14 protein-coding genes, 1 rRNA gene and 1 other RNA gene are annotated in these 13428 nt (G+C 46.8%); 6 read left to right on the forward strand and 10 right to left on the reverse strand.

Features of this window, described 5'->3' with window-relative positions:
• The 5 genes from L4D79_RS22300 to L4D79_RS22320 all read right to left on the reverse strand — a co-directional run.
• Window positions 1-146: ribosomal RNA gene (locus L4D79_RS22300) — 16S ribosomal RNA — on the reverse strand; the annotation flags it as partial.
• A gap of 348 nt (window positions 147-494) precedes the next feature.
• A complete protein-coding gene (locus L4D79_RS22305) occupies window positions 495-905 on the reverse strand; it encodes a type IV pilus modification PilV family protein (protein WP_428654530.1) in 411 nt (136 codons plus the stop codon).
• A complete protein-coding gene (locus tag L4D79_RS22310) occupies window positions 895-2175 on the reverse strand; it encodes a hypothetical protein (RefSeq protein ID WP_428654532.1) in 1281 nt (426 codons plus the stop codon). The genes L4D79_RS22305 and L4D79_RS22310 overlap by 11 nt, the downstream gene beginning before the upstream one ends.
• Entirely contained in the window at window positions 2175-2774 is a 600-nt protein-coding gene (locus L4D79_RS22315) for a prepilin-type N-terminal cleavage/methylation domain-containing protein (RefSeq protein WP_428654534.1), read from the reverse strand. The genes L4D79_RS22310 and L4D79_RS22315 overlap by 1 nt, the downstream gene beginning before the upstream one ends.
• The gene (locus L4D79_RS22320; protein WP_428654536.1) at window positions 2752-3312 is read right to left on the reverse strand and encodes a GspH/FimT family pseudopilin; all 561 of its coding nucleotides are present in this window, start codon (window positions 3310-3312) and stop codon (window positions 2752-2754) included. The genes L4D79_RS22315 and L4D79_RS22320 overlap by 23 nt, the downstream gene beginning before the upstream one ends.
• Window positions 3313-3446: 134 nt before the next feature.
• On the opposite strand from L4D79_RS22320, the gene L4D79_RS22325 reads away from it, so the two are divergent.
• Window positions 3447-3863 (forward strand): type IV pilin protein, encoded by a 417-nt coding sequence (locus tag L4D79_RS22325; RefSeq protein WP_428654539.1) that lies wholly within the window; start codon window positions 3447-3449, stop codon window positions 3861-3863.
• A gap of 90 nt (window positions 3864-3953) precedes the next feature.
• On the opposite strand, the gene dnaJ is transcribed toward L4D79_RS22325, so the two are convergent.
• From dnaJ to grpE, 3 genes are all read right to left on the reverse strand, one after another.
• Window positions 3954-5096 (reverse strand): molecular chaperone DnaJ, encoded by a 1143-nt coding sequence (gene dnaJ, locus L4D79_RS22330; RefSeq protein ID WP_428654541.1) that lies wholly within the window; start codon window positions 5094-5096, stop codon window positions 3954-3956.
• A gap of 87 nt (window positions 5097-5183) precedes the next feature.
• Entirely contained in the window at window positions 5184-7109 is a 1926-nt protein-coding gene (gene dnaK / locus L4D79_RS22335) for a molecular chaperone DnaK (RefSeq protein WP_428654543.1), read from the reverse strand.
• 209 nt (window positions 7110-7318) lie between these two features.
• Entirely contained in the window at window positions 7319-7936 is a 618-nt protein-coding gene (gene grpE, locus L4D79_RS22340; protein WP_428654545.1) for a nucleotide exchange factor GrpE, read from the reverse strand.
• A gap of 181 nt (window positions 7937-8117) precedes the next feature.
• Between grpE and nadK the strand changes: the two genes are divergently transcribed.
• From nadK to bamE, 3 genes are all read left to right on the forward strand, one after another.
• Window positions 8118-9008 carry an NAD(+) kinase gene (gene nadK / locus L4D79_RS22345; protein ID WP_428654840.1) on the forward strand — a complete coding sequence of 297 codons (891 nt, stop codon included), beginning with the start codon at window positions 8118-8120 and terminating at the stop codon, window positions 9006-9008.
• Between the two features lie 184 nt (window positions 9009-9192).
• Window positions 9193-10860 (forward strand): DNA repair protein RecN, encoded by a 1668-nt coding sequence (recN, locus tag L4D79_RS22350; protein WP_428654547.1) that lies wholly within the window; start codon window positions 9193-9195, stop codon window positions 10858-10860.
• Between the two features lie 139 nt (window positions 10861-10999).
• Complete coding sequence (bamE, locus tag L4D79_RS22355) at window positions 11000-11356, forward strand: outer membrane protein assembly factor BamE (protein ID WP_428654549.1); 357 nt, start codon at window positions 11000-11002, stop codon at window positions 11354-11356.
• 92 nt (window positions 11357-11448) lie between these two features.
• Here the strand turns inward: bamE and L4D79_RS22360 are convergent, their stop codons facing one another.
• Window positions 11449-11775: an RnfH family protein gene (locus L4D79_RS22360; RefSeq protein ID WP_428654551.1), complete on the reverse strand. Its 327-nt coding sequence runs from the start codon at window positions 11773-11775 to the stop codon at window positions 11449-11451.
• The gene (locus tag L4D79_RS22365) at window positions 11765-12199 is read right to left on the reverse strand and encodes an SRPBCC family protein (protein ID WP_428654553.1); all 435 of its coding nucleotides are present in this window, start codon (window positions 12197-12199) and stop codon (window positions 11765-11767) included. The genes L4D79_RS22360 and L4D79_RS22365 overlap by 11 nt, the downstream gene beginning before the upstream one ends.
• A 192-nt stretch (window positions 12200-12391) precedes the next feature.
• On the opposite strand from L4D79_RS22365, the gene smpB reads away from it, so the two are divergent.
• Both smpB and ssrA read left to right on the forward strand, forming a co-directional pair.
• The gene (smpB, locus tag L4D79_RS22370; protein WP_107351827.1) at window positions 12392-12871 is read left to right on the forward strand and encodes an SsrA-binding protein SmpB; all 480 of its coding nucleotides are present in this window, start codon (window positions 12392-12394) and stop codon (window positions 12869-12871) included.
• Window positions 12872-12983: 112 nt separating this feature from the next.
• Window positions 12984-13352, forward strand: a transfer-messenger RNA (tmRNA) gene (ssrA, locus tag L4D79_RS22375).
• Window positions 13353-13428 lie beyond the last annotated feature (76 nt).

The raw sequence follows: 13428 nt of genomic DNA on the forward strand, positions 1-13428 counted from the left end.
GGCATATTCCCAGGCATTACTCACCCGTCCGCCGCTCGCCGCCCAACAAATCCCCCGAAGGTTCAATGTTGTCGCTGCCGCTCGACTTGCATGTGTTAGGCCTGCCGCCAGCGTTCAATCTGAGCCATGATCAAACTCTTCAATTAAAGTTTTGGCTCAATGAAATACTGTTAAACCATTACCGAAGTAATGATTGAATTGACTGTGCCAAATAATAAGTAAACTTAAAATTTGTATTGGTCACTCAGTTTCATTGATAATTCTTTTGTTGACTATCATTTCACGAGTGCCCACACAGATTGCATGGTCAAATTGTTAAAGAACAATACTGATTGGTTAGCGGCTTAAGTTGCCGTGCTCCGTGTCAGTGAGGTCGCATTATAGGGAGAGAATTCGAGAGGGCAACAGATTTTTTGAGAAAAACAAACGACCGAGCACTTTTTGAGCACAGGAGTAAAATATGGCTATTTTTTGTAGCAGAAATTCACAAGAAATTAGTCAAACTCGCTGTACTTTGAGATAACCGTCTCAAGCTTCACCACCTGATCCTGCTTCAAGCGGTCTTTCCAGCTGATAGATACCGTAATCTTTTTGGCATCAGGTACCGGAGAGTTATCGATAACATCTACCTTTCTATTTACAGTCATTCCAGCCATCGAAACTGACTCTGTATGACTTACTATAGAGCTATAAGCAATCGTTCCACCCGCCGCGCTCTGTGCTCGAGTACGAAACACCTCCAACTTTTCTTCAGCCAAGTAAAGCGCATCTAAGGTTTTCAATGCATGCTCAGCCCTTACTTCCATGTAGGATTGCATCTTTATCAGGCCCATCACACCGACAGCCATAATAGTGAGAGCAATGAGTACTTCTATCAGGCTAAAGCCCCTGTGTTCAGAAATCATGCCAAGACCCTTCAGTCCATCCGATTTCATTACTGCTACTACTAAATTTATTAAAATAACTACTGTTATAAGTCATGCCAAAGGAATCATTCAGCAAAGCATTTTGAGAGATATACTTTTTGCTTGTATTATCATAATGTTTTGCATCGAGGAGCAATCCACCGTCTAAATTCAAAGCGCCATGAAGATAAAAACTAGCTAGATTAACGTTATCTCCAAATACAGATGGTATATGAGTTAAATGACTATATGCCTGGCTTGTTTTCCAATCATCAAAATTAAAGGCATATTCATAGTTGTAGTGAAATATCATACCCTGAAATTTCAAATTATTAGGGACAGCCTTAGGGAAGACAGAGAACATACCATCATGGACCAGTACGATAATCCCATCCATGTTATTGGATAGTTTTACTATATCAGTATATATATCTCCTGATACTTCACAGTTTCCTTCGACCCATACACTCTCATACCCACTTGATAATGCCTCCTTAATAGCTTTACCACACTCTGTTATACCTGAGTATTCAAGATGACCTGGCGACGATGGCACCTCGGTAATGACCACATCAAATTTATTATTTTTTACATCATCGTGTTTTACATCAGAAACCCCAAAAAAGTTCTCAAAAGGGCTTAAGTTAGGATCGTGAATAAAGTCACTCTTTAGTGCCGCTATCCCTACGCCATTAGTTTTATGGGAAATAGTACAGTCTTGACTATTAGGCTTATCTGATAATCCACTATTTGTTATAGCCGCATTAGGTACAAATGCATTTCTATACCTTAATGCAATGCACTCCCACCCATCTTCGGCTAGTACTCCAGGGTCTGGCGCATAAATATTCATAGATGAATTCGAGAACATACTTGAACCAGTCTGAATAGCACCGCTTTTTGACTTTGACATGACCTCAGCTGACTTGGTCAAACTCGCCTTTGCCATTGACGCCAGAGAAGCACTGGACGCAATACTAAAGTTCTCGACGGAAGAAAAATGGAAGTTAATTGTTGTGCCAGCAATACTCGCTTCACAGGCATTTGGGTAAAGAGGATTGTTGGGTAAAAAACCGGACACTTTTATTTCAGCAAAAGCACACTCTATAGCCCCCTCCGCTAACCAATGGGCTTTTCTTGCCAGCACTTCATTCTGGGTACGCTTTATCTGGTAAAACACATTTTTATACGAAGCCAAAGAGAACACCAAAGACACAACCAGTATCATGGTTGTCACGAGTAACGTTACAAGGCCTCTCTGTCTATTCATCAGTACCAATTCCTTGTTTTGACCTTAACGTTTTTTGATAAGCTGAACTCATCATCAAGCGTAGAAACATCCAACTGAATAGTTAGAAGCTGGCTGGTTGCTGTCCCTGCATTTAATATCTTTTCCGCTATCTCAAACTTTGTCACTTTCAACTGGGTATAATCCAAGATTGAATGGCCATTTTTACATGTACCTGAAATGTCAATGACCGAGCTCTTGGTCATAAACACATTAAGTTTTTTATCCTTAAGGTAATAGGACCGATAATGTTTTTCACTACCATCGTTATAGCCATACCCAATACACGATGATTTACCCGCAACAGGTGAGTCTAAATAAACCGTTTTCGTTGCCCCGCTGATCACAAATGTAGATGACGCTCCAGAAGCAAAGCCTGCTCGCAAAATATCATCTTTAATCATGCGAAGAGCATCATTGGTATCTTGTGCCAACATCAATTGGAGTGAGCGCTGTGATGCACTATTAAAACCAGAAATGAATACCGACGTTACGGAAGCTAATACCAACAGCGAAATAGCTGTAGCAACTAACAGCTCGACAAGGCTAAAACCACGGTTAACTACTTGGGCAAATACCATACCCATACCCTCCGCGTTCACTGCAGACATATAACCTGCCAGTCATATTACTGGTTGTTACTTCTACGCTTTCATTGTTCCTGACAGAAAAAACAAAGCTACCATTGTAATTTGGCCGTCCGGTCATAGAATCGAAGGAGATTTCGTTAGTATTAAAGGTCTTATAAAAGGAAACTTTAGAAAACTGCTCTCCGATCACCTTTCCAATAATCTCGTTACTGCTAGAAGTCTTTGCCTGTATTATCCAGTCAGCCTCAGTGTCAGTTGCTGAATCACGGCCAATACCAAGCATTTCAACAGTCATGGATTCGCCCCTCATTACCGCCTCTGATTTCGCTTGCGCTAGCAACCACTCAACCTCTGTTGCTAATCGCTTAACTTCATTCGATTGAATAATACTTACGAACGACGGAGCTGCTGAACTGAGCAAAACAGTCAAAACCATCAAGGTTATGAGTAGCTCGAGTAGGGTAAAGCCATTTCTTCGCCAAACTCTTGGTGCTTTTTGCTGTAAACCATACACCGATTCTCGACCCATTCCCCATTTCTGCCTAAATAGTTATAGATAAAACCAATTCAAGTTGATTCATATATTAACACCCAGCCAAAATGCACTGGATAAAGTTAGAGGAAGTTATCGAGTGAGCTCGAAAATTTCAGAGGGATAAATATATGGAAAGACAAAAAGGCGTGACCTTGATCGAGCTATTAATCGCAGTGGCAATAATCGGCATTATTAGTGCTATCGCCTACCCCTCATACGTTGAGCAAACGATGAAAGGATATCGATCGCAAGCAATGGCAGATCTCATGAAAATTCAACTGACACTAGAGGAGCAGTTTACTAAGAATAATAGCTACGCTTTTAATGTAGTCAGTGGAGGAACATGCTCATTTTGCGAATCGAATTTAGATCGCTACAAACTTTCAATTGATTCCAGTGGCTCCGGTGAAAACCGCTATATTATTGCCGCGACACCCCAGTCAACTTCTGGACAAAACAAAGATATCTGTAAAACTTTATCTCTCAACGCTGCCGGGGTAGGTACAGCGTCAGATAATGGCACCGCCATCAGCGGCTGCTGGTAACAGGAAGATACCAACAACGGATTACCCGCAAATTTCAGGCACAAAAAAGCCAGCTTTACGCTGGCTTTTTTATCAAAGACGAAACTAGCCTTAACCGGTCAGATCATCGAAGAACTTCTTCACACCATTAAAGAAACCTTCAGATTTAGGCTTGTGCTTACTTGCACTTTTACCACCTAGGCTCTCTTCAAGTTCTTGAAGCAACTCTTTCTGGCGAGCACTTAGGCTCACTGGCGTTTCAACCACAAGCTTACAGATGAGATCGCCCACTGCACCACCGCGTACAGACTTCACGCCTTTACCGCGCATGCGGAACATACGGCCAGTCTGGGTTTCAGATGGTACTTTCAGGTTCACACGGCCATCAAGGGTCGGGACTTCTACCTCACCGCCAATAGCAGCCATGGTAAAGCTTACCGGTACTTCGCAGTATAGGTTGTTGCCATCACGCTCGAAGATGTTGTGCTGAGCCACATGCACCTGTACGTAAAGATCGCCTGCTGGCGCGCCGAATTCACCGGCTTCACCTTCGCCCGATAGGCGAATGCGGTCACCCGTATCGACACCGGCTGGGATTTTCACAGACAGGGTCTTGGTTTCTTCTTTACGACCTTGACCATGACAAGTACCACATGGGTCTTTGATGATCTTGCCGCGACCGTGACAATGCGGACAGGTTTGCTGAACGGCAAAGAAGCCTTGGCGCATCTGTACTTGGCCTTGACCATGACAGGTACCACATGTGGTTGCAGATGTGCCTTTCTTAGCACCAGAACCGTCACAGGTATCACAGTGAACCAAGGTAGGAACACGGATCTCTTTGCCGCAACCGCGAACCGCTTCTTCCAGTGTCAGCTCCATGTTGTAGCGCAAATCGGCACCACGCTGCGCGCGCTGCTGACCACCACGACGACCACCGCCACCGAAGATATCGCCAAACACATCACCAAAAATATCACCGAAGTCAGCGCCGCCGCCGAAGCCGCCGCCACCGCCCATACCACCTTGTTCAAAAGCGGCATGACCGTACTGGTCATAGGCTGCTTTCTTCTGAGGATCCGTTAGGATTTCGTATGCAGTCTTAACTTCTTTGAATTTCTCAGCCGCTTGATCGTCACCCTGATTACGGTCAGGGTGGAATTTCATCGCAAGGCGCTTGTAGGCCTTTTTGATATCACGCTCTGACGCATCACGACTTACGCCCAGAACTTCGTAAAAATCTCGTTTTGACATACTGATCTGTTACCTGCCTTAATACAGCTACGGGCGCAAGAGTAACCTCCAACGCCCGCGCTCAAATAAGATTATGAATTAACTATCTTATTTTTTGTCGTCTTTAACTTCTTCGAACTCAGCGTCAACAACGTTGTCGTCTTGTTTCTCTTGCTGTGGCTGTTCAGCACCACCTTCTTGAGCTTGCTGCGCTTGAGCTTGCTGTTGAGCGATTTCCATCAGCTTCTGAGAAGCTGCGATAAGCGCCTGAACTTTAGCGTCGATAGCTTCTTTGTCTTCGCCTTTACGTGCTTCTTCAAGCTCGTTTACAGCCGCTTCGATAGTCGCTTTGTCTTCTGCTGGAAGTGCATCGCCTGCTTCTTCGATTTGCTTACGCGTACCGTGAACTAGCTGGTCAGCTTGGTTACGTGCAGTTACCAACTCTTCGAACTTCTTGTCCGCTTCTTTGTTAGCTTCTGCTTCTTGTACCATTTTCTCGATATCGTCGTCGCTCAGACCGCTAGATGCTTGGATAGTGATCTTCTGCTCTTTACCCGTGCTCTTATCTTTCGCAGATACGTGCAGGATACCATCGGCATCAAGGTCGAAAGTTACTTCGATTTGAGGCATACCGCGAGGTGCCGCGTTGATACCTTCAAGGTTGAACTGACCAAGAGACTTGTTGTAGCCCGCTTGCTTACGCTCACCCTGTAGAACATGGATAGTTACCGCGCTCTGGTTGTCTTCAGCAGTCGAGAACACCTGGTTCGCCTTAGTAGGGATAGTGGTGTTTTTCTCGATTAGCTTAGTCATTACGCCGCCCATGGTTTCGATACCAAGAGACAGTGGAGTAACGTCTAGTAGAAGTACGTCTTTAACGTCACCAGCAAGTACACCGCCCTGAACTGCAGCACCGACAGCAACAGCTTCATCTGGGTTTACGTCTTTACGTGGCTCTTTACCGAAGAACTCAGTAACTTTCGCTTGAACCATAGGCATACGCGTCTGGCCACCCACTAGGATAACGTCAGTGATGTCGCCTACAGATAGGTCAGCATCAGCAAGAGCAACTTTTAGTGGCTCAAGAGAACGCTGAACTAGATCTTCAACTAGAGATTCTAGTTTCGCACGCGTCACTTTGATGTTCATGTGCTTAGGACCAGTCGCATCAGCAGTAACGTAAGGTAGGTTCACGTCAGTTTGCTGTGCAGAAGACAGTTCGATCTTCGCTTTTTCAGCCGCTTCTTTAACGCGCTGCATTGCTAGCGGATCGTTCTTCAGGTTGATACCTTGATCTTTGTTGAACTCTTCAACTAAGTAGTTGATCATGCGGTTATCAAAGTCTTCACCACCTAGGTGTGTGTCACCGTTGGTTGCTAGAACTTCAAATGTTTTCTCGCCTTCAACTTCATCGATTTCGATGATAGAGATATCGAATGTACCACCACCAAGGTCGTAAACAGCGATAGTGCGGTCACCGCCTTGCTTGTCTAGGCCGTAAGCCAGAGCAGCAGCAGTTGGTTCGTTGATGATACGCTTAACTTCTAGACCTGCGATACGGCCAGCATCTTTTGTTGCTTGACGCTGAGCATCGTTGAAGTAAGCAGGAACAGTAACAACTGCGCCAGTTACTTCTTCGCCTAGGAAGTCTTCAGCTGTTTTCTTCATCTTTTTAAGAACTTCAGCAGATACCTGAGGAGCAGCCATTTTCTGGCCTTTCGCTTCTACCCATGCATCACCGTTGTCTGCCTTAACAATTTTGAAAGGCATGATTTCGATGTCGCGCTGAACTTCTTCGTCTTCAAAACGACGACCAATAAGACGCTTGATTGCGAATAGCGTGTTTTCAGGGTTTGTAACCGCCTGACGCTTAGCTGGCTGACCAACTAGAGTTTCACCATCTTGAGTGTATGCGATAACAGATGCTGTTGTGCGCTCACCTTCAGCATTTTCAATTACACGTGGCTTGTCACCATCAAGTACTGCTACACAAGAGTTAGTTGTACCCAAGTCAATACCAATGATCTTACCCATCAGGCTTTCTCCGAAATTCGTTTAGCTTATTTGCCAGCCCGTTATCTAAACGCCACTGACAATGCGGTATAACCCGCAGAAAATGATTTACGATGTCGTATGACTACTAAATAGGGGCAGCCAAATTGTTTTCAAGGGCGACACCGAAAAAAAATCAAAAAAAATTAAAAAGCCCGCCTTAAAGCGGGCCTGTTTAATCACAGTCCCGCTTACGCCTGGGTATCGATGTTGCCAGCTGCCGCTTTCGACACCATGACCATCGCAGGGCGAATCACACGGCCGTTCAGCTCGTAGCCTTTCTGCATCACTAGCATCACGGTATTTGGCGCGTGCTCGGCACTTTCCTGGATAGACATTGCCTGGTGGAATTCAGGGTTGAAGGCTTCACCCATTGGGTTTAGCTGCTTCAGGCCGAACTTCTCAACCGTGCCCATCATGGTCTGAAGGGTTAGATCTACACCCTCTACCATTGGTTTGATTGCCTCGTCGTTTTTGTCTGCCATCTCGATAGCACGTTCCATGTTATCGATAACTGGTAGCAGTTCTTCAGCAAACTTGTTCAGGGCAAACTTACGCGCCTTGTCAATTTCCTGCTCGCTGCGGCGACGCATGTTTTCAACATCAGCACGGGCACGCAATACGCTATCTTGCTGCTCACGCACTTTTGCATCGCTAGTTAGCAATGCAGCTTCAAGCTCAGCGATGCGGGCTGCCTGCTGCTCTTCAAGGGTCATTTCAACCACTTCTTCCTCAGCAGATTCAGTTTCAACCGCTTCAACATCTTGCTGCAGCTGTTCGTCCTGTACTTTTTTCTCTTCGTTGCTCATGCTTTCGCTCTCCGCCAAGATCATGGTTTTCAATCGGGGGATAGAATAATCAGCTCTATCCAAAAAACTCGCTTATGCGCCTATTATGGGGATGAAGTTCAATGATTCAAGCCGATATCGATCACAATGCGCGACAACTGTCTAATCCTGACGCTATACTGGCCTTCTCTTTATTTGTCGGATCATGGACATGACACGCGTTTTCCAGACTATCGCGATAATTGGCAAACCCCGTAACCCCGAGGCACTGCAGACCCATATGAGCCTCTACAACTGGCTGGTTGAAAAAGGCTATGACGTACTTGTTGACCACCGGCTGGCCAATGATTTGTCACTACCCAAAGCAGTCTTTTGTGACTTACTGACTATTGGCGACAAAGCCAACCTGGCGGTTGTGGTCGGTGGTGATGGCAATATGCTGGGTGCGGCGCGGGTGTTGTCCCGTTTCGACATAGCGGTGATTGGCGTTAACCGTGGCAGCCTCGGCTTTTTGACTGATCTCGACCCCGACGACTTCGAAGATGAACTCGATCAAGTACTCAATGGCGAATATGTGGTCGAAAAACGCTTTCTGCTAGAAGCGGAAGTTCACCGCCATGGTTTGATTAAAAGCCGCAATGCCGCCCTCAACGAAGCGGTATTGCACCCAGACAAAATCGCCCACATGATTGAGTTCGAAGTCTACATAGACGATACCTTTGCCTTCTCGCAGCGCTCCGACGGACTGATCATCTCGACCCCGACAGGCTCGACAGCTTATTCCCTGTCCGGAGGTGGCCCTATCCTGTCCTCCGAGCTCAATGCGATTTCATTGGTGCCCATGTTCCCGCATACCCTGTCGTGCCGACCGCTGGTCGTCGATGGCAACAGCCGGATCAAATTAATGGTTTCGCCAACCAACGGCAGTACACTCGAAGTCAGCTGTGACGGTCAGGTCTCACTGCCTGTCAGCCCGGGCGATGAAATTCATATTTACCAGAGCCCGGAAACCCTCAAGCTGATCCACCCGAAGAACTACAGCTACTACGAAGTTCTAAGAGGCAAGCTGGGCTGGTCGAGCCGATTATTCTAAGCCAGAACCAACGTAAATAACCGATCCTAAAGCCAACCACCCGGTTGGCTTTTTTGTTTCTAACTTTCAGACCGTTACCTCAGATCAAACTTTCCCGGCAATTTTTTATCTACAGTACTTTACTGTATGTAGATACAGTATATACTGTATGAAAAAACAGGTGTTGATTTAAACAGGTGAACACATGCTGGCTCATATGACGATCTCTAACTTTGCTATTGTCAAAAACCTTGAATTTGAACTTAAACCGGGAATGACCACCATTACCGGTGAAACAGGTGCAGGTAAATCCATTGCCATTGATGCACTTGGCTTGTGTTTGGGTGATCGCGCCGAAGCCTGCATGGTTCGCCCAAATGAAGACAAAGCAGAAATCTCTGCCGCCTTCTCATTGCTGAACAACCAAGCGGCCCGTCGCTGGCTGGAAGACAACGAACTGACTGATGGTGACGAGTGCATCCTGCGCCGTGTCATTACCAAAGAAGGCCGTTCACGTGGCTTTATCAATGGCAGTCCGGTTCCGGCCTCGCAGCAAAAAGCCTTGGGCCAGTTACTGATCAACATTCATGGCCAGCACGCCCACCAGCAGCTAATGCGCCCGGATTACCAGCAACAAATGCTGGATCAGTACGCCGGGCACCATCACCTGATGGAAAAAACCCGCAACCATTACCAACGCTGGCGTCAGGCCAACAACGAATACAAACGCTTGGTCCAAAACCGGGAAGAGAACGAAGCACAGAAACAGCTGATCCAATACCAAGTCAAAGAGCTCAACGAACTGGCTCTGGCAGAAGAAGAATTTGCCGAGATTGAAGAAGAGCACAAGCGCTTGTCCAATAGTGGTGAACTCGCCGTTTCCAGTCAAAACGCCCTGGCCATGCTGTATGACAACGAAGATTGCAATGCTCTGAATATGCTACAAACAGCCTGCCAAGAAGTGGCTAACTTAGGCGAAATCGACAGCAACTTAAGCGCCATCCCGCAAATGCTCGACGATGCCATTATCCAAGTGCAAGAGGCCAGCCAAGAGCTGCGCAGCTACCTCGACAACATGGATATGGATCCACAGCGCCTGATGTACCTTGAAGAGCGCTTGGCCAAGATCATGTCACTGGCTCGTAAGCATTACGTGATGCCGGATGAACTGTACACCAAGCACCAAGAACTGCTCAAAGAGCTAGAGCAGCTTGATTGCAGTGACGAACGCTTGGAAGAAATCGCTGAAAACGTCGAGTGCCTACGCCAGAAATTCTTGGCCAGCGCCGAAAAACTCAGCAAGAGTCGTCAGCGCTATGCCAAGGAGCTCGACAAGAAGATCTCCGATAGCATGCACCAGCTCAGCATGGAAAACGGCGTGTTCAAGATTGATGTCCAGAGCGATACCGAAGGTATGCTCAGCCCGCTAGGCTTCGACACGATAACCTTCTTGGTGTCCACCAACCCAGGTCAGCCGCTGCAGCCGTTAGGTAAAGTCGCATCCGGTGGTGAGCTATCGCGGATTTCCTTGGCGATTCAGGTGATCACCGCCCAGAAAGTCGAAACCCCAAGCCTGATTTTCGATGAAGTCGATGTGGGGATCAGTGGGCCGACCGCCGCTATTGTCGGCAAGATGCTGCGCACCTTGGGGGGATCAACTCAGGTCATGTGTGTAACCCACTTGCCGCAGGTTGCCGGTTGTGGTCACCAGCAGATGTTTGTGGCGAAAAAATCCAGTAAGGGACAAACCGAAACCAACATGTACCCGCTGACTCAGGATGCCCGTGTTAATGAGCTGGCACGCCTGCTGGGCGGCAGTGAAATTACCGAACGCACACTGGCAAATGCGAAAGAACTGCTGATTGCGGCATAAATAGAATAAACTTAACGGGCAGTGCAACTAATTGGTTGTGCTGCAGTCTCAATTACAGTTTTTTTCTTTACTGCTTTTTTACTTCTGCTCGGGGGTTGTTTATCATCGCTGCAGAATAAAGCGAACATGCCGGGATGCTATGAGTTGGAAAAACCTTGCTGCCGTAACTTTAGCGGTCAGTTTATTGGGTGGCTGTTCAGTCGTTGAACGACTGGTTTACCGAATTGATATCAACCAGGGTAACTACCTGGAACAGAAAGATATCGACACCCTCCGATATGGAATGAACAAAGAGCAGGTACAATTCGTGCTTGGCTCGCCTATGCTGGTTCAACCCGAGTATCCAGATACGTGGTATTACGTTTACTACCACAAGCCTGGTCACGGAGAGCCGCAACAGAAGAACCTGATCCTGAAGTTCAGTGCCCAGAATCAGCTGACCAGCCTTGAAGGGGACTACGAAAAAAGCCCCCAATTCATGGAGCAGTTCAACTAAGGTTGCTACATAGCCGTAGTTTCTGGTTGCCAGAAAACAAAAAAAGCTCGCCTTTGGCGAGCTTTTTTATTTGTATCTGTTACCCCAAGAAATTAGGCTTTCTCACCTTTTGCAGCCAAGGCTTCTTGTTTGGCTTGCTCCGCACGCTTGCGTCGGATCTCTTTTGGATCGGCCAGTAATGGACGGTAAATCTCAATACGATCGCCATCGTGCACCGTCGCTTCCAACTTCACATTACGGCTGTAAATGCCTACCTTGTTCTTTTTCAGGTCAATCTCAGGATACAGTGTCAGTACACCGGATTGTTCGATGATCTGCTGCACCTGCATATCCGGCGTGACCGTCACGCGGATCACCTTCTGCACATCAGGCAGTGCATACACCACCTCTACATGGATCAACTTATCTTCAGAAGTCATATATCTCTCGCGCACGCTGGGTAAAGGCAGACACCATGTTATTGGTCAAATCACGGAATACCTTACCGAACGCCGCTTCCACCAAGCCATTGGTAAATTCGAAGTCCAGCTTAAGCTCAACCTTGCACGCCTCGGCATCGAGTTCGGTGAAGTGCCAGCCACCCACCAAGCGGCGAAACGGACCATCGACTAGCTGCATCGCGATCACACTACTGTCTGTCAGATCATTACGGGTCACAAATGTCTTCTTGATCCCAGCCTTAGACACATCAACAGCGGCCATCATATGCTGCTCTGAGCTTTCCAGAATTTTAGTCCCGGAACAGCCTGGCAGAAATGCAGGGTAGGATTCAACATCGTTAACAAGTTCAAACATTTGTTTTGCACTAAACGGTACTAATGCAGAACGGCTGATCTGAGGCATAGCTTCTCCTTACGGTTAAAACGTGCCACCTGTCACGCGAAAACCTATGACAAGGACAAACCCAATGATACCATTACTGGGCTAACAGCCAAAATAAGCGTGTTTATTGTCATCATCTCATTGATTTATAAATAAACACTTTTCGACCAGCCAATGTACTAAAGGCTGGGACAGCAACATTCAAGAGTATTTATGGCCAAGAAAAAACCAAAGCAAAGTAGCAATACAATTGCCAAGAACAAAAGCGCCCGCTTCGAGTTCGCGATCAGCGACGAGTACGAAGCTGGAATATCACTGCAGGGTTGGGAAGTAAAAGCGATCCGCGACGGCAAAGTTAACATGACTGAGAGTTATGTGTTCTTGCGTAACGGTGAAGCCTTCATTTCGGGCATGACCATCACCCCGCTCAACGCCGCTTCTACCCATGTGGTGGCCGACCCAACACGTACCCGTAAACTGCTACTGAACCGTCGTGAAATCGATAAGTTGTCAGGCGCAGTAAACCGTGACGGTGAAACAATTGTCGCCCTTAGTATGTATTGGAAGGCATCCTTTGTTAAACTGAAGATAGGTACAGCGCGCGGTAAGAAGCTTCATGATAAGCGAGCAGATACCAAAGCACGTGATTGGCAGCGCGATAAGGCGCGCATCATGAAAAGCAGCAACCGTTAATAGCAAATAGTCATAAGATGTTGAGGATTGGTGGTTTATCAACCACCTAGTTAGACTTCAGTAGTCTTTCTGTTGACCCTAACGAATTTTCTGATAACATCGATCGAACTCTGGGGCTGATTTAGGATTCGACAGGATCACGAAGGCTTGTGGAGCATGCCGAGGTGCGGTTGGCCTCGTAAAAAAGCCGCAAAAAATAGTCGCAAACGACGAAAACTACGCACTAGCAGCTTAATACCCTGCTGAGAGCGCTCCTGCCCTAGCTTCCGCTTGTAAGACGGGGATTAACAGGGGTTCAAACCCAAACAAGATAGCGAGGGAATCTTTGACTAGAGAGATGAACCGCGAAATAGAATTCTGGTATGTATTTGCATAGCGTGTCAGTTCGCAGTGTAGGTACGAGAATAAAGACTGACTAAGCATGTAGCGCCATCTGTTAGACTGATTTTGGACGCGGGTTCAACTCCCGCCAGCTCCACCAAACGTTTGGAAAGGCCACCTTCGGGTGGCCTTTTTTGTATCTGGCAAAACTCCTCCTTTTGCGCAAGCTATCTCCT

This window comes from Photobacterium satsumensis, assembly GCF_050336935.1.
Taxonomy (GTDB): Bacteria; Pseudomonadota; Gammaproteobacteria; order Enterobacterales; family Vibrionaceae; genus Photobacterium; species Photobacterium satsumensis.

What these genes read in the sequence shown, in the direction of transcription:
- L4D79_RS22305 (WP_428654530.1), bottom strand. Translation starts at nt 905, where the DNA reads ATGATTTCTGAACACAGGGGCTTTAGCCTGATAGAAGTACTCATTGCT.
- L4D79_RS22310 (WP_428654532.1), bottom strand. Translation starts at nt 2,175, where the DNA reads ATGAATAGACAGAGAGGCCTTGTAACGTTACTCGTGACAACCATGATA.
- L4D79_RS22315 (WP_428654534.1), bottom strand. Translation starts at nt 2,774, where the DNA reads ATGGTATTTGCCCAAGTAGTTAACCGTGGTTTTAGCCTTGTCGAGCTG.
- L4D79_RS22320 (WP_428654536.1), bottom strand. Translation starts at nt 3,312, where the DNA reads ATGGGTCGAGAATCGGTGTATGGTTTACAGCAAAAAGCACCAAGAGTT.
- L4D79_RS22325 (WP_428654539.1), top strand. Translation starts at nt 3,447, where the DNA reads ATGGAAAGACAAAAAGGCGTGACCTTGATCGAGCTATTAATCGCAGTG.
- dnaJ (WP_428654541.1), bottom strand. Translation starts at nt 5,096, where the DNA reads ATGTCAAAACGAGATTTTTACGAAGTTCTGGGCGTAAGTCGTGATGCG.
- dnaK (WP_428654543.1), bottom strand. Translation starts at nt 7,109, where the DNA reads ATGGGTAAGATCATTGGTATTGACTTGGGTACAACTAACTCTTGTGTA.
- grpE (WP_428654545.1), bottom strand. Translation starts at nt 7,936, where the DNA reads ATGAGCAACGAAGAGAAAAAAGTACAGGACGAACAGCTGCAGCAAGAT.
- recN (WP_428654547.1), top strand. Translation starts at nt 9,193, where the DNA reads ATGCTGGCTCATATGACGATCTCTAACTTTGCTATTGTCAAAAACCTT.
- bamE (WP_428654549.1), top strand. Translation starts at nt 11,000, where the DNA reads ATGAGTTGGAAAAACCTTGCTGCCGTAACTTTAGCGGTCAGTTTATTG.
- L4D79_RS22360 (WP_428654551.1), bottom strand. Translation starts at nt 11,775, where the DNA reads ATGACTTCTGAAGATAAGTTGATCCATGTAGAGGTGGTGTATGCACTG.
- L4D79_RS22365 (WP_428654553.1), bottom strand. Translation starts at nt 12,199, where the DNA reads ATGCCTCAGATCAGCCGTTCTGCATTAGTACCGTTTAGTGCAAAACAA.
- smpB (WP_107351827.1), top strand. Translation starts at nt 12,392, where the DNA reads ATGGCCAAGAAAAAACCAAAGCAAAGTAGCAATACAATTGCCAAGAAC.